The following is a 20548-nucleotide window of genomic DNA, read 5'->3' on the forward strand; positions in this document are numbered from 1 at the left end:
TGACCAAACATGCAACAGAAATGTAAAGTTTTCGATGCGGGCAGACGCTAAAAAACCTGCCGCAACAACCGGCAGGCTTTCAATGTTTCAATTACTTATTTGGTTGTTTATGCGGCAGGCGGATCGTGAATTTCGTCCCGCTGCCTTTTTCGCTTTCCACCGAGATTTCCCCGTCGTGCAAATTGACCAACTGGCGGACGATGGAAAGGCCCAGCCCGAACTGGCCGCTTCCGCGAGACATATCCGCTTTATAGAAGCGGCGCCAGATCATCTCCAATTCATCGACCTCGATGCCGTCTCCGGTATCTTCCACTTCCAGAACGGTCGCGCCGTCTTCCGCGCGGGCGCGCAGGAAAATATCGCCGTTATCGGTGAATTGGATGCTATTTTTGACGATGTTCACCAAGATTTGAATCAACCGGTCCATATCTCCGTAGATCATCTCACCGGGCTCGGCTTCGATCAACAAGCGATCGCCTTTTTCAGCTGCCTGCATTTGCAGCTGTTCCTGGATGATTTCCAACAGCTCAGCCGCCTCGATTTCTTCTTTCATAAGAGTCACTTGATTCGACCGGATTTTCTCGTAATCCAAGTTTTCATTGACGAGGCGCATAAGCCGCTTCGTCTCATCACTTACCAGGCGGATGCCTTTTTCGCGCTGCTGTTCTTCGATCATGCCGCTCTTCAACCCTTCGATGATGCCGGCAATGGTCGTAAGCGGCGTCCTCATCTCATGCGAGACATCCGCCATAAAGCGCCGCCTGCGGTTTTCGAGCTGTTCGATTTCTTCATTGGAGCGCTGCAATTTGTCCGCCATGACATTGAAGTCATGCGCCAAATCCCCGAATTCGTCAAAATTCGATTCCGGCAAATTGACTTGGTAATGCCCTTCGCTGATCATCGAAGTCGCTTTGCGCATACGCTGCAGCCGCGTCACGTGAATTTTGGCAAGCAACAGGCTGAGCAGCAAGGCGAACGGCAAGGAAATGGCGATTACTGCGACGAGCGTCCGGTTCAATTCCGTCACCATTTCCCGGATGCCGCTTACTGGCGAAGCCAACAACACCCCTCCTGCTAGCGTACTGCCTTCAACATACGGCAACGCCACGAACGTCATCGACCGCTCAAAGCGTTCGACATCCCGGTAGACGACCAATGTCTCGCCGCGCTCAATGACATTCCATTCCTCCGGTGTCAGCTCGACCGACGGGAAATTGCCGTTGATCGGATAAAGGATCCGGCTTTGCTGGTCGAAGACGATGAAATTGATGTTCTGTGCTTCGAGCACCGTGACATAGGATTGCAGATCCGTGCCTGGGCGCGCTTGTTCTAGTTCCTGTAGGATCTGCTCGCCGTAGCGCTCCAACTCCTCCGCCTTATCCGAATACGCCACCCGCTCGCCGTAAAAAATGAACAGCGTGCTTAAAATGGCTACTGCAAACACAAGGACGCCCATATGGCTCGCGATTAATTGATAGAAATACTTAACCCGCAAGTTCTTCAAATTTATAACCTACTCCCCATACCGTATGGAAGAGCTGGTCCCCTTCCGGAATTTTCTTGCGCAGCCTTTTGATATGGACGTCTACCGTCCGTTCATCGCCGTAGAATTGATAGCCCCATACTTGCTCGAGCAATTGCTCACGGCTGAATACTTGCTTCGGATGCTGCAGGAAGAACACCAGCAGATCGAACTCCTTCGGCGTTAGATTATCGATCGCTTGGCCGTCTTTGACAACTTCGCGTGTTTCTTTTCTGACATGGAAATGGGAGGTGCGGATGCCCTCCTCGGCCGCTTCGCCTTTTCGAGCCCTTCTGGTCACCGCTTTGATGCGTGCCATCAAGGTCAAGGGGCTGAACGGCTTGGTCACATAGTCATCTGCTCCCATTTCAAAACCGATCACTTGGTCGGATTCGCTGTCTTTCGCTGTCAGCATAATGATGGGCACTTCGCTTCCCGTCTCGCGGATTTTCCGGCATAGAGCGATGCCATCCATTCCGGGAAGCATCCAATCCAGGATCAACAGGTCAAAATCGCCTTCCTGGAATTTTCGGTAGCCCTCCAGCCCGTCTCCAGCGAATTCCCCTTCGAGCCCCTCTTTTGAGAAAAACAATTCCAGCATCGAGCTAACACTCGGGTTGTCTTCCACTACTAAAATTCTCATAAGTCCCACCTCCAAATTTACGGTTCAATCTCTGTGTTAAAACAAAAAGCCGCCCTAAAAACGGGGACGGCCACATGGTTCAAGCATTCTTTTCTCGCTTTTTCAGCTTATCATAGAGGCTGCCGATCATTTCATAATCGATGGCGATATTGTTTTCGTACGCATATTTCACACCGTAGCCGAGCGCCAGTGTCATGGAGCTCGCCACTGTACCGCCGATGATTGAGCCTGCCCCTGGGACAAACTTCAATGCCTGGCGGTAAAGGGTATGGCCGATCGTCTGCGTTGCAGTAATGACGATCATGTCTTTCGCCGCTTTTTTCGTCAAAGGCTTATCGTACAGATTCGACAGTTTGACGATGAGTCCGACCTGCAGCGTCGTCAGCGGCAATACGTCCGACCCTGGGATCGGTGACGCGCCGATGATTCCAGCTGAGACCCCGGCCCCCACGATCCAGCGCGTGGCAGCAGACGATTTCTCTTTCATGCTTTTGGCGAAGAGCAGGTCTTTCCCCTTCTTTTCCAGCAACAGCAAAATTTCCTTTTTCAGCAAATCCAAGTTCTCTCCCGTTTTCGAAGACACCGGGATCACTTTGTATTTATTGTTTGTGTGCCGTTTGATAAACCTGATGATCGATGGGATATCTTCTGCCGCATCGATTTTATTCAGGACGATAAGGATGTCTTTATTATGTTTTTCGATCTCCGCGAATTTTTGCTTTTCGCTATCTGAAAAGACCGTTCCGGCAGCGTTCAGGAAAAACAGCACGACATCCGATTGCTGGACGAACTCTAAAGTCTTTCTTGGGTTTTCATCATTGGGGTCATTGAGCCCCGGTGTATCCATGAATTTGATGTTTTCGAGGCCGCGGATATTATAAGGGTCCACGCTGACCGTTTCGCCAGGCATCGGGTTGGTGCTGGCAATTTCTTCACCGATGATTTTGTTCACCGTCGTCGATTTCCCGGCATTGACTTCACCGATCAATGAGATCAATAAATCCTGCTCGAGCGTCTCGCTCACTTTTTTCATCTCATCTTCAAACACTTTGTCCATCGCACGCATGACTTCATCTTCGAATTCCTTAACCATTGCCCAGTCTCCTCCTTCAAGATACTTATCCCTATTATAAAGGCTTCCGGCGCTCGCGACCATTTTCAGCTATCATCCGGCACTCGTCAGCAAGCCTATTTCATAGTAGCATGAAAGAAATATGTGAATTAAAAAGGAGTGCCTGTCATGTGTGAACGCCCTCGCGTCATCGGGCTCGATGTCGACCCTGAAACCCGCTGCCGCCATTACCATTCGGAAAATGACCGGATTGCCATCCGCTTCCATTGCTGCGGAAAATATTTTCCTTGCTATGAATGCCATCAAGCAGTCGGCTGCAACAATACATCCGTCTGGCCGAAAGAACAGTTCCACGAAAAAGCGATTTTATGCGGGACGTGCGGCAACGAGCTCTCCATCCGCGACTATCTCGATTGCGCTTCTTCCTGCCCGCATTGTACTGCTGCCTTTAATCCCGGCTGCAGCCTACATAAGCACTTATATTTCGAAGTTTAAGGTTATTAGGATTAAATTCCACTTAATAAAAAACCGCCTGAAAAGCTGGATTCCTCCAGCTTTTCGGGCGGTTTCGGGATGGTTTATTTCACTTTCAGGCACATTGCGAATTGCTCGCCCTTTTTGCCCATGACTCTTCGGCCGGTGTCTTCAAAACCGGCTTTTTTATAGAGGTTCTGTGCAGCGATGTTGCGCGCATTGACGCCGAGCACAACTTCGTCAAAAACTTCAAATTCTTTTCGCAGAAAAGCAGGCAGAGCTTCAAGTGAGCCCGTTGCGATGCCGCGCCCTTGGAATTTGGGATTGACGGAGTAGCCGCGCAATAGCAAAGCTTTCGGGTTATCGGAATAGCGTTTCCGGTCCTCCGATTCATCCAGCTCGAAAAATCCTGCCACTTCGCCGCGCGCGCGGATGACGATGAAATGCTTTTCGGGATTCCCCGCGTCCCGCTTGATGAGCTCCTGCGGCATCATGGTGAATTCCTGCTGGTCCGCCGGGAGATCATAGGAAACATTTGTTCTTTTGGTATAGCAATGCAATGTCACTTCACTTTTTCTAATCACGAAAATCGGTCCCCCTACACGAGTTATTCATTCTCTAACGTTACGACCACGACTTCGGGTAAATTGAAAACACGCAATGGAAATCCGCTATTTCCGAGTCCCCGGCTCAACACCAGCTGCGTATCACCTGATTCGAAGACACCTTCTGTCATGCTCGGAAACCAGCCCTGCCCTGGGGCAATCAAGCCGCCAAGTCCTGGAATGCGAATCTGGCCACCGTGTGCGTGCCCGGCGAAAACGACATCGATGCCTTCGCTTGCATAAGTCTCCAATTGTTCAGGCCGATGGGCAAGCAGCAAAGTAAACGCGTCGTTGAGCCCAGCTTCTGCGATGCTATTGCGCGTGAACTCCTCTTCGTGAAGATAAATATCCATTAACGGATCGTCGATGCCCGCAATTTGTATAGCTTCTCCGTCCTGTTCCCACATGAGTGATCGATTGCGCAACACTTCGACACCGCGTTCTTCCAAGGCTGGAACGATTTCATCATCCAACCGGTTTGATGACACTTCGTGGTTGCCGATGACATAATACACTTCGCTCATCTCCACCAGCCCGTCGACAGCTGCCAAACTTCTCTCCAAATCGTAGCGGTCGCTGTCAATCAAATCTCCGGTAATGAAAATGGCATCCGGATTCGCCGCTTCGACTTTATCCAACAAGGATTGCTGTTGATCTCCAAATTCAGCATTGTGAAGGTCCGATACTTGAACGATGCGTTTGCCGGCAAATGCATCCGGCACTTTGTCCGATTGGACCGAATATTCGGTCGTGACAATCCAGTTATTATTGACCCAGGCAAACCCCAGCACGAGCAATGCCACAAAAATCAATGCAATCAGTTTCTTCATATTTTATTCCTCAATTCGTTAGTATGGCCCGTGTGTCCATTGTATTGGCCACTACGAGTCCTAGTTTGGCATGCATATTCTCCGCTTGAACGGCCAATCCACTGGAGCATAAAAGCTCTCCAGCGCTGCGCCAAATCCTGTTCTTATTCTACCAGCATTCGCCCAAAAGAAAAGCAATCAGCTAACCGCTGATTGCTTCTATACTTTCGTTTTTGCACGGTTTCTTTTCGAGAACCAAATGCCCAGTGCCGCCAGCCCTATCAGGCATACTAGCGAGATCGCAAGCGTCCAGATCAGCGCTGTAACATCCGGTCCGATATCCAGGAAGGAAGCCGCGTAATTCGGAAGTTTCAATGGCGACCATTCCCAGCGGCTGCCGAACAGGCTGTCGATAAGCTGTAGAATAAGCAAGGCAGCAAGCGTGAACCCGGCAGCCAATCCTGCATTTTGCATCGACGCGCTTGCAAATAACACCAAGGTCACGACCAGCACCATCCACAAACTATACGTCGCCGCAAACGCCAGGAACTCCCCGAACGGAACCGCTGAAAACAGCACAGCGGTGTAATAATAACCCGCCAAAAAACCGGCCCATACACTGATCAACGCCACTATCGAAGCCATTAGCCATTTACTGAGAAAATAGGATACATACGATAATGGCCTTACATATAAAAGAGTCGCCGTTCCATTTCTGCGCTCGCCAACAATGCTCCCCATATAAGCGAGAACGAGGACGAGCATGCCGATCAGCTGGAATTGACCCATGACCGCAACCAGCAATTGTTCAGGTTCAGGATCCGGCAGTTCGATCACGGCACCATCCGGCAAACCGCCTGTGGCATCGAGAATCTGAGGAAGGTAATAATTCGATAAAGGTTCTGTGACGCCTAACAGAATAAAGACGACGGGAATCCAGAAAATCTTAAAATTGCGCAGGTTTTCACGCCATTCCTTCAATAGCAGTGTCGAAAATTGCTTCATTTTCCTGCCACCACCTTCAGGAAAATGTCTTCCAGGCTGGCGGTCTCTTGCTCGACCCCAACCACGGGCAGGCTTTTAACGGACAGGAAACGGAACACGTCCTGCATGATCGGTCCTTCCGCTTTTACAGGCACAATAACTGCTGTGCCTTGAACGGCAGCTGGCCACGGTGATTCATGCATAAACCTCTCCGCAGCGTTAGTGTTTTCAAAGCGAATCCGGATTTGCGGGTCCGCATAGCGGCTGCGCACCTGGTTGAGGGAGCCGTGTTCCACGAGGCGCCCATTCTGCAGAAACAATAGCTGGTCTGTCATTTCTTCAGCATCATTCAAAATATGGGTGGAGTAAAGAATTGTCGTTTGGCCGAGCAGTGATTTCAATAATTCCATCACTTCCCTTCGCCCGGTCGGATCCAAGGAAGAAATCGGTTCGTCCAATAACAACAAGCTTGGCTGGTGCACCATCGCTTGCGCCAGCCCGAGCCGTTGCTTCATGCCTCCTGAAAAACCGCCGATTTTCTTATTGGCCACTTGACCTAGCCCGACAAACCCCAATGTCCGTTCTGCTTGCTGGCGGGCTTTTCTGGAATCGACGCCGCTTAGCTTGGCAGCCATTTCCGTAAATTCCAAAGCGCTCAGCCATGGAAAGAATCGCGGATATTGAGGCAAAAATCCGATTGATAAGTTTTTCTTGCGCTGGATTTCTCCTGCACTCGCTTCCAAAAGCCCAGCAAGCATCGACAGTGTCGTGGTCTTTCCGGCACCGTTCGGGCCAATCAATGCCGTTGCACTGCCTTCTGCAAGCTCGAAGCCCAATCCATCCACTGCTTGTTCAGTGCCGAAGCGCTTTGTTAATGACCTGACTTCCAATACGTTCAATAATTCCGCCTCCCTATGACAAAGTACAGAATCGGCCCGATAATATTCAGCAAGACGATGATTGCCGCCCACATCCACTTCGGACCGTTCGGATTCGGATTTCTGATCAAATCCACCAATGCGAATATCATTAATGCTATCTGCAAAACCAAGATGGGCAGCACCAATAGAATTGTACGTTCATCCAACATGTCCACGTTCCCCCCTGCATCTTTTTTCTCTATTGTTATTTCGGTATGGCTGCCGGCTCTCCCTGCAACAGCAAAAAAAAGACCGCAATCAGCGGTCTTTCCAGCACTCATCAAATTACCATTTCAGTTTAAGCAGCACTTGCCGAAGAGCATCACTGTGTCCTTTGTTGATCGGCCATCCGTTGATTTCCTCGAGCAATTGCTGCCGGCTGCCGAAGCCTTTGACAAACCCGTTCAGCCGTGCAGCGAAAGTCGACGGTGTCAAAAGAGCCATCTCGGGATAAAGTTCTGCCAATTGCTCAAGCGCTTTCGGATAGCGTTTTAAATAATATTTCTGATGGCGCTCCTCCGCTTCCGTAAATCCGTCGAACGGCCGGATTTCTGTTTCAACCGGCTCGTTCAGTTGCTGCTCTTTTTCTACCTTCAGTTTCTCGATGATGTGCTTTTGCTCTTCGGAGTGCCAAAACAGCAAGGAAATGTATTGGCGCCCTTTGTATGCGTCGCGGTTCGGGTAATGGCCGCGCCAAAATTCCCTGATGATTTCTTCAAAGCGGATCTGACTAGGATCAAATGCCACTTGGATGGTTTCCGTATGGTCGCCCATCTGCCGGTATGTGGGATTGTCCGAAGTGCCGCCTGCATAGCCGGTCCGTGTCCGGATCACGCCAGGCAATGAACCGAACTGTGCATCGGGACTCCAAAAGCAGCCCATCCCGAAGGTTGCGGTTTCGAGATTCACTGTGTCCGGCAAGTCCTGTTCAAGTGCTGAAATTATTGTGTTCTCCATATGAGGTTCCTCTCCTTAAGAGCCGCCCTTTGTGCTTCGGGCCATTTTTCCTTATGATAGTAGCAAGGAGTCCATCAAACAAATCGAACGAAAGCAGGTGTATCTGCATGACTGCACGTAAACAGGACATCACCGCTTATTTCCGCTCACTTGACCGGGGTTCGTTCATGGATCGCCATCAGCAAGATGCCGGGCGAGACGAAGCTTTGCCAATTGGATATGGCCAGACGATTTCACAACCTTCACTCGTTTTGGAAATGACGGTTGCACTCGATCTCGAAGACCATCACAAAGTGTTGGAGATCGGCACAGGATCGGGTTTCCAGACAGCGCTTCTGGCAGCTTTTTCACGTGAAGTCTATACAGTCGAGAAGATTCCACAGCTAGCTGAGAGCGCAAAAAAGCGGCTCGAAGCGAAAGGGTTCGAAAACATCTCGTTCCTGCTGGGCGATGGCAGCCTCGGCTGGCCTGAACATGCACCGTACGACCGGATCATCGTCACTGCTGCCGCCTCGGATATTCCGAAAGAATTGGTGGACCAATTGGCAAACGGCGGGCGCATGCTCATCCCTGTCGGCCATCAGTACAGCCAGGACCTTCTCGCCATCGACAAATCCAGCGATGGGAGATTGGAAAAGACAGCGCTTGAAGCGGTCCGGTTTGTCCCATTAAAAGGGAAGTATGAAAATTAGGGTATAGTAAAGTGACGAGGATTAATCTCCATCTTTTGAAGCATTGCGCAAGACCGACCAGCCAAGCAAAAAAAGGAAAGCGGCTGTTCCGAGCCATAGCAATTCGTAGAAAACAGGGTCCCCAATGTCCCTGACGGTATGAAGATTCAACAGCAGGCGGAACACCAGGCTGTCGAATATCAGCAACACGCCGCCTCCAATCAATGCACTGCCTGAAAAGCGCGCTGGCCAGAAGGCTTTTCGCCTGGCCAAATCGGCAGCGATCCATAGAGACAAAACCGTCAATGCCCAGCCGATGACCTGGTAAATTCCTTCCCCGGTCAAAATCGCTTGGGGGCCATTGCCTTCGTAGAAATGATGCCATTGCAGGAAAAAATGGAAAATGCTTTGCTCGAGCACTGAAAACATCCCGGCTCCGAACAATAAGCCCGCCCAAAAATTCCGTGAAGTGTGGACGCGCCGGTTTCTTGCTGTCGTAAGATCTGTCTTGCGTTCTGCCGAAACCATTCGATCCACCCCTTTTGAATTCCGTCCGTATCCGTTTTTCCATTTATACCCGCTCTGCCGGCCCCTTAATCGTTATTGGCCGTTCAGTGCATGGCACGCCCAATACAATAGACATTGCCCTATCCGGCAGACCAATTACTTTACCCAAGGAGGCGAACCATTTGCAGAATTCAAAAACCATGCAAAGTGAAATCGGCGGCTATATTTCAACCGTCATCCGCGAACACTTCGGGAAAGGCCCGACATCTGTATTCGTGATCGTGAAACCACCCTTTGTCATCGTCCACCTGAGAGGTTTCCTAAGCCCGACAGAAAAGATCCTGCTCCAGAAAAACGAGTTTAGGCGAGTGATGGAAATCCGCCATTTGCTGATCGAAGAACTGAAGCCAGATATTTGCGCTGCCTTCTCCCGTGCTTCTGGCGAAAAAGTCGAATCGATTTATTCCGATTGGCATCTGGAAAACCAGACCGGCATGCTTATCGGGGTCATGGCTAGCCGGGATGCTGCAACTGAATTTGACTGGCAGTCTGACGCGACGCAAGAAGCTCTCCACGATTCAGTCGTGGAAGCCAGCCGAAAAGCCGAAAAGAAACCCGAAAGCACCGAGCTGTTCTGGTTGAATGACCGGACCTTATTAATCGAACGCACAGGCTTCTTGGTGGAGATCGAACGTGAGCTCATACGCAGAGGGTTGGCCGAAGAACTGAAACAAGTGAAACGGCCTCTCGAAAAGCGCTTGCTTTTGAAAGAAACCCCGTTCCCTGAACTACTTAAACGGGATATCCGCGAAATTTTCCTCGATTGGGAATTCTCGACGGATATCAGTTACATTCTCGTGCTTCTTGAACCGAATAAGCATTCTTAAAATGAAAAAGCCGCCCAATTGGCGGCTTTTTTCTCTATCCAATTTAACCGACAGTCGACTGTGCAGTTTGGCAGTACGGGCAATGTTCATATTCCTTTTCTGCCAAGCTCTCCACATACTCCATTTTATCGGTAAACTCCCGTTGATCTATAGGCGTTTGCAAAAAGCCGCAGCTATCTCCTGCAAACTGGCTATGATGGATTTTTTTCGTTCGATGATCTACAAAATAACCCATTACTGCTTCCCCCCTATAAAAAAAGCCGAAAAGAGCCCCTCAAAATGAAAGGAATCTTTTCGGCTTTGCCTCCGGCGCTATGGTCCGCGGCATTTGACCTATTATATGCAGTTATTGCTATTCAATGATTCCTATTGTACAGGAACACCTACTGTGTGGCAAAGAAATCACTCCACGTGAAACCCCGCTTCTTTGATGAGACGGATGATCTGGCTTTCCTTGATCTTCGTTTCGTCCAGCTCCAGTTTGACTTCGCCATCTTTCACATCCACTAAAGCCCGTTCAACCCCTGGCTCATTCAGCAATAAATCTTCCAGTTCGTGAATCGGACGCTGTGATTTCGCTTCCGCTACATAGATCGTCATTTTTCTCATCATCTGCACTCCTTCCTGTATATTTCCTGGGAAATATTAAAACTTCATTGCCAATTTTCCCTCTTCCAATACGAGACTGGCATTGAATTTTTTACCGTTCTTCGATACGAAACCTTTAATGACCGGCGTTTTCCCTTTAGTGCATAAGTATTCGATGTGTTTTGCCGTTAACCTTTTTTTCAAAAACACCGCCGGGAATGATTGCTTGCAGCCATTGGCATGTTCTGTACAGCCGTATGAGCCTTTGCGGGAAACAATCGAACCTTTTCGGCAGCGCGGGCATATTGCAATTTCTGTCCCTTGCAAGGCAGGCATCTGGTCCGGCATGCCGTTGCTGCGCAATTGCTCCGGCACATCCTGCAACAACTTCTCAATGAATTTTCCGATGGTGGCGAGAAATACTTCGGATGAGCCTTCGCCTTTGCCGATTTTCTTCAAATAGCTTTCCCATTTTGCGGTCATCGACGGGCTTGAGAGCAAATTGCCTTCAATCGCTTGGCACAGCATGCGCCCTTTTTCTGTGACTGATACGATGTTTCTCTTAACCTCAATATAATTATGGCGCTTGATCGTTTCAATGATGCCGCTACGTGTCGCTTCCGTTCCGAGCCCTTCCACTTCCTTTAGGATTTCACTATCGGCTTCATCTTCCGCGAACTTTCCGCAAGTTTTCATCATGGCGATCAATTGCCCTTCTGTATAGGGCTTCGGCGCAGTGGTCATGCCTTCGACAATGGCAACCGCTGCAGCTACTTGCTCATGGAGTGCCAATTCAGGAAGCGGCGGATCCTGTTTCGCTTCTTTTGACGTCGGAAACAGCGATTTCCAGCCTTTATCGAGCTCTGTCCGGCCAGTTGTGTAAAACTCCAACCCATTTACATCGGTCACGACTTTCGTTTCGGCATAACGGGAATCCCGGTGGAACATGCCGAGCGTCGTACGCATCACTTCTTCGTATAAATTCCGTTCGTCCTGCGGCAATCCTTCGATTTTACGGGCTGTCGGCAAGCTCTTCGTCGGGATGATGGCATAATGCTCCTGCACTTTTGTGTTATCGACAAAACGCTTTTTCGGTATTTTCGATGCAATCGGAAACGGTGCATCGATAAGCTTTTGGTAACTCTCAACTTGGGCTGACAAATAGCCGAATTCCGCCGAGGTGATATGGCGGGAATCGGTCCGCGGATAACTCACCAGTTTTTTCTCATAGAGCTTTTGCATCGCCGACAGCACTTTTTGCGGGCTGTATTTCCATTTCCGGTTCGCGGCTGCCTGCAGGCTGGATAAGGAATTTAGCGGCTGCGGCGGGATGTGTTTTTCCGCCGTCTTCAATTCTTTGATATGGCCTTGCGCTTTGCCGTCCGTCAACTCATGGACAGCCAGGAGCTCTTCCGCTTTTTTGCGCTCTTTCGCTTTCAGTTTGGCTTTTCCTTTATAGCTGCCTTTCGCGGCTTTGAATTTCCCTTCGATTTCGTAGAACGGCTCCGGCTTGAACGCCTCGATCTCCTTTTGGCGCTGATAAATCAAAAATACGGTTGGCGTCTGAACCCGCCCAATCGCAAATACTTCGTGGATGCCGCGTTCTTGAAGCAGCAGCGAGTAAAGCCTTGAGCCGTTCATGCCGACCAGCCAGTCGCTGATTTGACGCGCCCGCGCTTCTTCGTACAGGCGCAAGTCTTCCTTGTTGTCGCGCAAATTGAGGAAGCCTTCGCGTACTTCATCAATTTCGAGTGAATTGATCCACAGCCGTTTGATTTGTTTGCCGCGCACGCCGGTCTGCCGGTAGATGCTGTAGAAAATATTCGAGCCTTCGCGGTCTACGTCGCAGGCATTGATGACGGTATCGGTTTCTTTCAGGAGTTTTTTGATGATATTGAATTGCTTCGATTTGCCGCGGGCTACTTGAAATTGGTATTCGACCGGCAGAATCGGCAAGGAAGCGAGCGACCATTTGCCCCATTTCGGGTCGTAGGCTTTCGGCTCTTTCAATTCGACAAGATGGCCGATGCCCCAGGTAATGAACGCGCCTTCTGGAAAGATCGGATTCGGCGCCATTTCCATATAGCCTTCCCGCTTCACCGTCTTGAACGCATCGCCATACGCTTTCGCCTGGCTCGGCTTTTCGGCTACAATTACTGGTTTCATGCTGTTCTTCCTTTCCCATGCTCTTTGTTTCATTGTACTCTTTCCACTGAAAAATCCAAATGAAAGCTTATTTGTATTTCCGAAATTAACTGCTTTTTTGGGCGGGTTTTAAATGAAGATAGCGGGGGAGCTTGTGGCAATATTCCTGGAGTTGAGTCGGTCTTCATTTTGGTATTCGCCGCGCTGCTTTGGGTTGGCCTCTTGCCATAAGCCAAGAAGAGCACTTGTCTTATGGCGTCGGCTCACCCTTGGCGCTTAGCGGCTTGAAGATTTCATTGTACGAAGATTGATTAGATAGATCTGCTTCTATATTCAGTTGCCGGCTAGTGGGGAAATCGCTTCCCTAGTCTAGCGTAGAAATAGAAAATGAGGGTTTTCCTGTGGACATGTTGCTGAAGTGGATTCGAGCTTCACCTTGATATTCGCCGCCCTGCTTTGGGTTGGCCTCTTGCCATAAGCCAAGAAGAGCACTTGTCTTATGGCGTCGGCTCACCCTTGGCGCTTGGCGGCTTAGAGATTTCGTTGTGTAGAGACTGTTTAAGCGGATCTGCTTGTGTAGTCAGTGCCGGCTCGCAGGGGAATCGCTTCCCGCACGGGTGTCGAAGAAGAGAGCGAGGATTTTCGTGTGGAGATGTTTCGCTGGCTGATTTTTTGATTCATCGCGTTCGCCGCCGCCATGCTTTGGGTTGGCGGCTGAGAGATTTCGTTGTGTCGAAACTGTTTAAGCGTTTCTGCTTTTGTATTCTGTTGCCGGCTCGCAGGGGAATCGCTTCCCGAGACACGGCGTCTGGTTAGGTGATGCTCCAATCAGAAAGCTTAATGTTTTTTAATGGAGACTCGTGATACTTCATTCTTTGACCTGGCTGAAGCAAGCGACAGAATACGATGCATCTCCACACCGTCTGTTTTGTGAGCCGAAGAAATGATTTTCTGTTCTAAAAATAGAGACGGAGCGGAAATGGCTGACTCCTGGGGGACCGAGCGGGCTGGCGAGACGAACGTGCCGTGCTCTTTGGCACGTTGGCTCAACACCCGCCCCCCGGAAAGCAGCCATTGGAGCGCAGTCGAAAAGCGAAAGCTTTTCTACTCAGTAAAAAAGCTTCCGGCAGCTGCCGGAAGCTTTTCGCTCTTATAGAATATCAAGCCAGATTTTGATTGCTGTACCTAAAATCAACAGCGACAAGATCCATTGTAATAATTTGGTGTTCGCTTTTTGGCCCACTTTCGCACCCAATGGAGCTGCCAGGATACTGGCCACGATCATGACTGCAGCCGGACCATACAGGATCTGGTCAGTGACGATTTTACCGACCGTTGAACCGATGGATGAGATAAATGTAATCGCCAATGAAGTCGCGATTGTCATGCGAGTTGGAATACGCAAGACGACCAGCATGATCGGCACTAGGATGAAGGCGCCTGCTGCACCGACAATACCTGCCGCAATTCCGACGATGAACGCCAGGCTTGCAGCAATCCATTTATTGAAAGTCACTTGATCAGCCGGAATATCATCCAAGCCTTTTTTCGGGATAAACATCATGACGACTGCGATTGTCGCCAGGATGGCATAGACAATGTTGATGGCAGACTCAGACAAGAGTGTCGAACCGTAACCGCCGATAAAGCTCCCGACTAGAATAGCGCCGCCCATATAGGCGATAAGGGACTTATTCAAATAGCCACTGCCTCGGTATGCCCATACCCCCGCGATTGTCGCGAAGAATACTTGAATGGCACTGATGCCTGACACTTCATGTGCTGAAAATGCCGTGTATCCCAGCATGACCGGGATATACAACAGCATCGGATACTTGATGATAGAACCGCCGATTCCGACCATCCCCGAAATAAAGGAACCGACAAAACCGATCAAGAAAATAACAATCATAAAATCAATACTCATGGAAACTCACCTTCCCAAAAAGCATTTCTGCTCTTCTTTGCAATCTAGATGGCTGATGCTCAGCCCTTTTTGATCCAGAACTTCAGCACGTCGCCATCGACTTGCTGTTCCAAGAGCTCGTGGCCGCCTGATTTTGCCCAAGCAGTCAAATCTGCTGAAGCGCCTTTATCTGTTGCTTGGATTTCCAAGACTTGCCCGGAATCCATGTCTTTCATTTCTTTTCTTGTTTTTACGATCGGCATTGGGCAAGCCAAGCCTTTTGCGTCTAGTACTTTATCTGCGTTCATCAAAATCTCTCCTTTAGAATGTTTTATTATAGTTACTTGCTATATAAGTCTAAATGCAATTTCACTACAGTCGATATTCCACAAAACAGCTAGCTTTCCTGGGGGCTCGCGCTGAACTAATTCGGGCTAGGCGCCCGAATGGATTTCAGCACTTCGTCGAAACGGAGTTGGAAAGCCAGCTCCGTTTCTGCTCCCCAAGGAGTCTGCGCTGTTTTGTTACATATCTATTTGACTATCTCAGATGAAAGCGACCGCCTGGATTGATTTCATCGCTCTTTTTGACTCTTTATCCAATTCGTAATCGGTAAAACTTAACGTACGGCGCAGCGGTTCGGGCCGATTTCCATTTCACGTTGCATTTCGTTTTCTGGTGTAATCTTGCCCATATTGGTTTTGCGGATATCTTCGTAAGCATTCGGCTGCGGTGGCAAGTTTTTCGTTACCATATCGCGGAATTCCTGCTCATCTTCGATATTCAAGCCGTGGTTTTCGTTGAACAAGTCGCCCAATTTTTTGGCGACGCTACCGTCTTCGTTCAACTCATCCATGATCATGAAGTGAGCCGGCAGAACAGACAATTCGTTTGCAAGCGCCTGGTAGCGGCTGTATAGGGATTCGCGCAAATCACCGACCCAGTCTTCCGCTAGTCCTGCAAGGTCCGGGCGTCCGATGGAATCGATGAACAGGATATCGCCTGTCATCAAGTATTGATTGTCTACGATAAATGAAGTCGAACCGATGGTGTGTCCTGGCGAATAGAGCGCTTCGACTTTCGAGCTGCCAATTACTGCTTCGAAGCCACCTTCAAGTGGTGTATATTCGAATACCACTTCTTCAGCATCAGCCGGCGGCAAGTAATACGTAGCGCCTGTCGCTTGTGCGATTTTGCGGCCGCCTGAGATATGGTCTGCATGAAGATGTGAATCGAATACGTGCTTGATTTGTGCGCCTTTTTCCTGCGCGAAGTTCAAGAAGACATCCGTCATGCGAGTCGCGTCAATGACTGCCGCTTCCACGCCGGAAATCGCCATGTAAGACAAGCAGCCTTTGCCGATGCGGACGAATTGGTAAAGCTCTCCGCCATCGTTCAAATCGCCGACTTTCACCGGCTCCAAGTGCTCGCTCCATGCTTTCATGCCGCCTGACAGGTAAGCCGTTTCCACGCCTTCATCTGCAAGCATATCTGCGACCATGATGGAAGATCCTTCTTTGGCACAGACAACCAAAATATCGCGGTCTTTCGGCAATTGATCGATGACTTCTTCAACGCCGTCTAATAAATCAAAATATGGGATGTTCAAGTACTGGATGTTGCCGCCTTCGATTTTCCAATCGGCGAATGCGTCGCCGTTGCGGACATCAAGGATGAACAATGGTTCGTTATCAATTACTTTGCGGGCTACTTGCGCCGCGGTCATTGCTTTTACTGACATTCATTAATTACCTCCCGGGGTATTTTTTATTTCAAAAAAAATTAATGCCTATATTTCTCAAGCTTGCATAGAACATTTCGGCTTGGTGCCAGGACTGGCCCGATTACTCGGTTTTGCCAGTCCAATCACGCATGCCTGGTACCACATTGTACAAGTTTTTAAAGCCTTTTTTCGCCATCATATCGCCAGCAACTCCGCTTCTGCGGCCTGAATAGCAGATGATGTAAATTTCTTGGTCTTGATCCAATTCGTTCATGCGGTTTTCCACTTCACCAAGCGGAATATGCTTGACGCCAGGGATATGCGCTTCATCGTATTCTTCTTGCTCGCGAACATCCAAAATGTTCAACGAATCACCGTTTTCAACCCGTGCTTGAAAATCAGCGAGTGATACTTCAGGGATTTCAATCGTCTCTTCTACTTCATTTGCGCCGTCTTTGCGCAAATAATGAAGCAAGACGTCTCCTTCTGTTTCCGTGCCGATGTATTCGTGGCCTGAGCTTTTCGCCCATGCTTGTAAATCGGCTGTTGACCCTTTATCGGTAGCCTGGATTTCCAGCACATCGCCGGAAGCCAGGTCTTTCATCGCTTTTTTCGTCTTAACGATTGGCATTGGGCATGCAAGCCCTTTAGCGTCCAATACTTTATCTGTTTGAACCATTAATCATTTTCCTCCTTTTATAAATCAGTGCCTGCGGCTGAAGATTACTCGGTGTCGCCTTCCCAGTCCAACATCCCGCCGTCCATATTGATGACGTTATAGCCGCGGTCTTCAAGAAAGCGGGTCGCCTGTCCACTGCGGTTGCCCGAACGGCAGACCATGATATGCTCTTTTGATTTATCGATATCCTGCAAACGGAATTCCAACAAGCCTAATGGAATGTGCTCAGCTCCAGGAATTTTTCCTGCAGCGACTTCTTCTGTTTCGCGCACATCGATCAGCGATGCCTCGGGGTTGTTTTTGATGTATTCCTGAACTTCTTGTGTAGTCATGCTTTTCATGTTAAATTCCTCCTCAAATTATCCGCGGTAACTGCTCATTCCGCCTCTGATATTCACTATATTGGTAAACCCGTTTTTCTTCAATAATTGGCTCGCTCTGCTGCTGCGCATGCCGCTTTGGCAGATGACCAGTGTTTCTTTATCCTTCGACAGCTCATTTATGCGCTTCGGCAAATCATTCAATGGAATGTTCTTGAAGCCTTTAATATGGTTAGCTTTGAACTCTGCAGGCGTCCGGACATCGATATACTGCTTATCTTTCTTGCCGAGTGCAGGTTTCAGTTCGTCAGTAGACATTGTCTTGATTCCTTTAGTTGGTGCAGTAAAGCGGGAGATCGCGAAATAGGCAATAACCCCGACTGCAATCCAGAGCAACCATTCCATCTATACTTCATCCTTTCCACTTTTGGGAGTTAGATAAACAAGTTGACGTTGCCGTCTTCTGCGTCGCCAAGGTAAGCAGCAACTCCTGCATAGACGATATCGTCAAGCAACTCTTCCTTCTGTAAACCTAAAAGATCCATTGTCATCGTGCAGGCAACCAATTTAATGTCTTGCTCCTGAGCCATCTCGATCAGATCCGGCAAAGGCATTGCGTTATGCTTTTTCATCACTTGCTTGATCAGTTTCGGGCCCATGCCCCCAAACTGCATATTGGAAAGGCCCAGTTTATCAGCGCCGCGCGGCATCATTTTTGAGAACATCGTTTCGAGACGGCCTTTTTTGATTGCTGGCGGATTTTCTTTGCGGAGTGCATTCAATCCCCAGAATGTATGGAAAATGGTAACTTCGTGATCGTAAGCCGCTGCTCCGTTTGCGATAATGTAAGCGGCCATTGCTTTGTCATAATCTCCGCTGAAAAGTACGATTGTTGTCTTCTTCTGTTCTGCCATTCTGTAAATTCCTCCAATAATTACCCCTATGGGTATATTTTATTCCAAAAAAAAGAACGTTTTATAGTGGCGTCGCACTTCTTTTTAATACCCTATAGGGTATATTAAAGCATGTATTCTACTATGTCAACAGGAAACTTCTTTTTTTATTTTATCCCGTTTTAACGGCTTTTTACGAGAAGCTCGACCGCTTCTTTTACGACGTCTTCCGTACTTTCGCCTTTTTCCAAGCTATCGCGTACACAAGACTGCAAGTTTTCACTGACAATGACTCCGATCGTCCGGTCCACTGCGCTTCTTACTGCTGACAGCTGGGTCACTACATCACGGCATTCACCGTCTGCTTCGACCATTTTGATGACTCCACGCAATTGGCCTTCAATCCGCTTGAGGCGGTTTTCAATCTTTTTATCGTATTCCATCAGACAAGCCTCCTGTTCAAAATATAAAGTGAAGTTGTTATGCCTATAATATACCCCTTAGGGTATAATGTCAAACGAAAAAATCGTAAGTTCTTTTCACTTTGTCTGATGTTATTTTAACATGTAAAGTCCCCGCCAATACAGCGGGGACCCTTGTATAGCCGGCACTGCTTAGACCGCGCAGTTGTTCGGGCCGGTTTCCATTTCTTTTTGTTCGTCTTCGGATGGGATGATTTTTCCCATATTCGTTTTGCGGATATCTTCATAAGCGTTCGGTTGCTCTTTCAAGTTTTCCGTCACACGTTTGATGAAACGTTCTTCATCATCGATATTGAGCCCTTCATTTTGATTGTACAGCTCGCTGAGTTTTTTGTGGACGCTGCCGTCTTCGTTCATTTCTTTGACGTCTGCATAATGTGCAGGCAAAACAATTAAGTCTTTCGACAGGTCATCGTAGCGTTCATAAAGCGTTTCATGCAGGTCTTCTGCCCAATCCGTCACTTTCCCTGCAAGGTCCGGACGGCCGATCGATTCGATGAACAGGATATCGCCTGTCAGCAAATATTCATCGTCGACGATAAATGAGGTACTGCCGATCGTGTGGCCAGGCGAATAGAATGCCTTGACCTTGGCTTTCCCTACTTCCACGATTGTTCCATCTTCAACTGGTTCATAACCGAATACCACTTCATCTGCGTCTTCCGGTGGCAAATGGTACTGTGCGCCGAATTGTTCGGCCAGTTTTCTGCCTCCCGAAATGTGGTCGGCATGGAGATGGGTATCCAACACATGAGTGATTTTCGCCGAATGCTCTTTTGCGAAGTTTTCATACGGTTCGGTCATTCGTGCCGCATCGACCACCGCCGCTTCGCCATCCGATTCGATCAAATAAGACAGGCAACCCTTGCCGATCCGGACAAATTGATAGATCGTACCGCCAGTCTTCAAGTCGCCGATTTTCACCGGCTCCAATTGTTCACTCCAGGAAGCCATCCCGCCTTCAATGGAAATGATGTTTTCAAATCCTTGATCCTGCAAGTACTCCGCCGCTTTTTTCGATGTATTGCCTTTCGCACACATCGTATAGAGCGGTTTTTCCTTCGGCAGCTTGTTTATTTCTTCACTGCTTTCTTCTATTTTATTGAATGGAATATTATGCAATTCAACTTGGCTGCCTTCTACATGCCAATTTTCCACATCTTCTTTGCTGCGGACATCGAGAATGGCAACAGGTTCATTGTTCATTACTTTTTCTGCAATTTCTTCAGCGGATGTAAATTTGACTGTCATAAAAAAATTCCTCCATTCGTAAATTCCCGAAACTTAGGCGGTCCGGTCGATGCAGCTGATCAGGCGATTTTCGATATCTGCCGCCACTTCAGTCAATTTGCCGCCATCTTCAGCCATGCCGATCAGTGATGTCGGCTTCGGCATGCCAATCTTCGTTTCTTCACCATCTTTGTAAACAACAATTTTGCATGGCAGGAAATAGCCGACCATCAAGTTTTCAGAGAGTACCGTATTCGCTTCTTTCGGGTTGCACACTTCCAAGATCTTGTACGGGGTATCGAAATCCTGTCCCTTTTCCTGAAGTTTTGCCGTCAAATCGAAGTTCCATAAGACGCCAAACTGCTCTTCTTTCAAGTTTTCCTCAAGTGATGCCACTGCTTCATCTACAGATTTGCTAGTCGTAACGGTATAATCAAACATTTTTTCTGCCTCCTCTTAGTTAAATCGCTTCTAAAATTACCCTACCCCCTATTTTTTCAACTAAACATATGGGCTCTTTTCAGACAAAAA

General features: G+C 48.7%; 26 protein-coding genes. 3 read left to right on the plus strand and 23 right to left on the minus strand.

The genetic code is table 11. From position 1 onward, the window contains the following. Positions 1 to 91: 91 nt before the first annotated feature. From M1Q06_RS14360 to M1Q06_RS14370, 3 genes are all read right to left on the minus strand, one after another. Complete coding sequence (locus M1Q06_RS14360; RefSeq protein WP_121299531.1) at positions 92 to 1495, minus strand: sensor histidine kinase; 1404 nt, start codon at positions 1493 to 1495, stop codon at positions 92 to 94. Beyond that, positions 1485 to 2165: a response regulator transcription factor gene (locus M1Q06_RS14365; protein WP_121298670.1), complete on the minus strand. Its 681-nt coding sequence runs from the start codon at positions 2163 to 2165 to the stop codon at positions 1485 to 1487. Before M1Q06_RS14365 ends, M1Q06_RS14360 begins: the two co-directional genes overlap by 11 nt. A gap of 79 nt (positions 2166 to 2244) precedes the next feature. Continuing rightward, entirely contained in the window at positions 2245 to 3258 is a 1014-nt protein-coding gene (locus tag M1Q06_RS14370; RefSeq protein ID WP_121298672.1) for a GTPase, read from the minus strand. 147 nt (positions 3259 to 3405) lie between these two features. Here M1Q06_RS14370 and M1Q06_RS14375 point away from each other — a divergent pair, with 147 nt between their 5' ends. Then, positions 3406 to 3732, plus strand: coding sequence for a CHY zinc finger protein (locus tag M1Q06_RS14375; protein WP_121298675.1), 327 nt, complete (start codon positions 3406 to 3408; stop codon positions 3730 to 3732). 83 nt (positions 3733 to 3815) lie between these two features. On the opposite strand, the gene M1Q06_RS14380 is transcribed toward M1Q06_RS14375, so the two are convergent. The 6 genes from M1Q06_RS14380 to msrA form a co-directional block, all read right to left on the minus strand. Further along, positions 3816 to 4295, minus strand: coding sequence for a GNAT family N-acetyltransferase (locus tag M1Q06_RS14380; protein WP_121298677.1), 480 nt, complete (start codon positions 4293 to 4295; stop codon positions 3816 to 3818). Between the two features lie 23 nt (positions 4296 to 4318). Beyond that, entirely contained in the window at positions 4319 to 5146 is an 828-nt protein-coding gene (locus tag M1Q06_RS14385) for a metallophosphoesterase (protein WP_121298679.1), read from the minus strand. Between the two features lie 198 nt (positions 5147 to 5344). Continuing rightward, entirely contained in the window at positions 5345 to 6130 is a 786-nt protein-coding gene (locus tag M1Q06_RS14390) for an ABC transporter permease (RefSeq protein ID WP_434400230.1), read from the minus strand. Continuing rightward, the gene (locus M1Q06_RS14395) at positions 6127 to 7008 is read right to left on the minus strand and encodes an ABC transporter ATP-binding protein (protein ID WP_121298683.1); all 882 of its coding nucleotides are present in this window, start codon (positions 7006 to 7008) and stop codon (positions 6127 to 6129) included. Before M1Q06_RS14395 ends, M1Q06_RS14390 begins: the two co-directional genes overlap by 4 nt. Continuing rightward, positions 7005 to 7199, minus strand: a complete 195-nt coding sequence (locus tag M1Q06_RS14400; RefSeq protein ID WP_175578509.1) for a PLD nuclease N-terminal domain-containing protein — start codon at positions 7197 to 7199, stop codon at positions 7005 to 7007. Before M1Q06_RS14400 ends, M1Q06_RS14395 begins: the two co-directional genes overlap by 4 nt. A 115-nt stretch (positions 7200 to 7314) precedes the next feature. Next, positions 7315 to 7986 (minus strand): peptide-methionine (S)-S-oxide reductase MsrA, encoded by a 672-nt coding sequence (msrA, locus tag M1Q06_RS14405; protein ID WP_434400233.1) that lies wholly within the window; start codon positions 7984 to 7986, stop codon positions 7315 to 7317. Positions 7987 to 8093: 107 nt separating this feature from the next. Between msrA and M1Q06_RS14410 the strand changes: the two genes are divergently transcribed. Beyond that, positions 8094 to 8678, plus strand: a complete 585-nt coding sequence (locus M1Q06_RS14410) for a protein-L-isoaspartate(D-aspartate) O-methyltransferase (protein WP_112230114.1) — start codon at positions 8094 to 8096, stop codon at positions 8676 to 8678. Between the two features lie 21 nt (positions 8679 to 8699). Here M1Q06_RS14410 and M1Q06_RS14415 read toward each other — a convergent pair whose 3' ends face one another. Then, positions 8700 to 9185 carry a DUF2243 domain-containing protein gene (locus M1Q06_RS14415; RefSeq protein WP_434400235.1) on the minus strand — a complete coding sequence of 162 codons (486 nt, stop codon included), beginning with the start codon at positions 9183 to 9185 and terminating at the stop codon, positions 8700 to 8702. 161 nt (positions 9186 to 9346) lie between these two features. Between M1Q06_RS14415 and M1Q06_RS14420 the strand changes: the two genes are divergently transcribed. Continuing rightward, positions 9347 to 10051, plus strand: a complete 705-nt coding sequence (locus M1Q06_RS14420; RefSeq protein WP_121298689.1) for a DUF2294 domain-containing protein — start codon at positions 9347 to 9349, stop codon at positions 10049 to 10051. A gap of 43 nt (positions 10052 to 10094) precedes the next feature. On the opposite strand, the gene M1Q06_RS14425 is transcribed toward M1Q06_RS14420, so the two are convergent. From M1Q06_RS14425 to M1Q06_RS14485, 13 genes are all read right to left on the minus strand, one after another. Beyond that, entirely contained in the window at positions 10095 to 10286 is a 192-nt protein-coding gene (locus M1Q06_RS14425; protein ID WP_121298691.1) for a hypothetical protein, read from the minus strand. A 167-nt stretch (positions 10287 to 10453) separates the two neighbouring features. Then, entirely contained in the window at positions 10454 to 10663 is a 210-nt protein-coding gene (locus M1Q06_RS14430) for a heavy-metal-associated domain-containing protein (RefSeq protein ID WP_121298693.1), read from the minus strand. 33 nt (positions 10664 to 10696) lie between these two features. Continuing rightward, positions 10697 to 12805, minus strand: a complete 2109-nt coding sequence (topB, locus tag M1Q06_RS14435; RefSeq protein ID WP_434400238.1) for a DNA topoisomerase III — start codon at positions 12803 to 12805, stop codon at positions 10697 to 10699. Between the two features lie 1129 nt (positions 12806 to 13934). Then, entirely contained in the window at positions 13935 to 14711 is a 777-nt protein-coding gene (locus M1Q06_RS14440; RefSeq protein ID WP_058382755.1) for a sulfite exporter TauE/SafE family protein, read from the minus strand. 59 nt (positions 14712 to 14770) lie between these two features. Beyond that, positions 14771 to 14998 (minus strand): sulfurtransferase TusA family protein, encoded by a 228-nt coding sequence (locus M1Q06_RS14445; protein WP_068870419.1) that lies wholly within the window; start codon positions 14996 to 14998, stop codon positions 14771 to 14773. Between the two features lie 311 nt (positions 14999 to 15309). After that, entirely contained in the window at positions 15310 to 16431 is a 1122-nt protein-coding gene (locus M1Q06_RS14450; RefSeq protein ID WP_434400241.1) for an MBL fold metallo-hydrolase, read from the minus strand. A gap of 103 nt (positions 16432 to 16534) precedes the next feature. After that, positions 16535 to 17092: a sulfurtransferase TusA family protein gene (locus M1Q06_RS14455; RefSeq protein ID WP_434400242.1), complete on the minus strand. Its 558-nt coding sequence runs from the start codon at positions 17090 to 17092 to the stop codon at positions 16535 to 16537. Positions 17093 to 17136: 44 nt separating this feature from the next. Next, positions 17137 to 17433 (minus strand): rhodanese-like domain-containing protein, encoded by a 297-nt coding sequence (locus tag M1Q06_RS14460; RefSeq protein ID WP_068870424.1) that lies wholly within the window; start codon positions 17431 to 17433, stop codon positions 17137 to 17139. Between the two features lie 18 nt (positions 17434 to 17451). Then, positions 17452 to 17817: a rhodanese-like domain-containing protein gene (locus M1Q06_RS14465; RefSeq protein WP_434400244.1), complete on the minus strand. Its 366-nt coding sequence runs from the start codon at positions 17815 to 17817 to the stop codon at positions 17452 to 17454. A 29-nt stretch (positions 17818 to 17846) separates the two neighbouring features. Next, positions 17847 to 18326, minus strand: a complete 480-nt coding sequence (locus tag M1Q06_RS14470; RefSeq protein WP_058382749.1) for a DsrE/DsrF/DrsH-like family protein — start codon at positions 18324 to 18326, stop codon at positions 17847 to 17849. A gap of 161 nt (positions 18327 to 18487) precedes the next feature. Further along, positions 18488 to 18748: a metal-sensitive transcriptional regulator gene (locus M1Q06_RS14475; RefSeq protein WP_058382748.1), complete on the minus strand. Its 261-nt coding sequence runs from the start codon at positions 18746 to 18748 to the stop codon at positions 18488 to 18490. A 171-nt stretch (positions 18749 to 18919) separates the two neighbouring features. After that, positions 18920 to 20038: an MBL fold metallo-hydrolase gene (locus M1Q06_RS14480; RefSeq protein ID WP_434400247.1), complete on the minus strand. Its 1119-nt coding sequence runs from the start codon at positions 20036 to 20038 to the stop codon at positions 18920 to 18922. 33 nt (positions 20039 to 20071) lie between these two features. Then, complete coding sequence (locus M1Q06_RS14485; RefSeq protein WP_211655216.1) at positions 20072 to 20458, minus strand: DUF302 domain-containing protein; 387 nt, start codon at positions 20456 to 20458, stop codon at positions 20072 to 20074. Positions 20459 to 20548 lie beyond the last annotated feature (90 nt).

This window comes from Planococcus sp. 11815 (assembly GCF_051096385.1).
Classification (GTDB): domain Bacteria; phylum Bacillota; class Bacilli; order Bacillales_A; family Planococcaceae; genus Planococcus; species Planococcus citreus.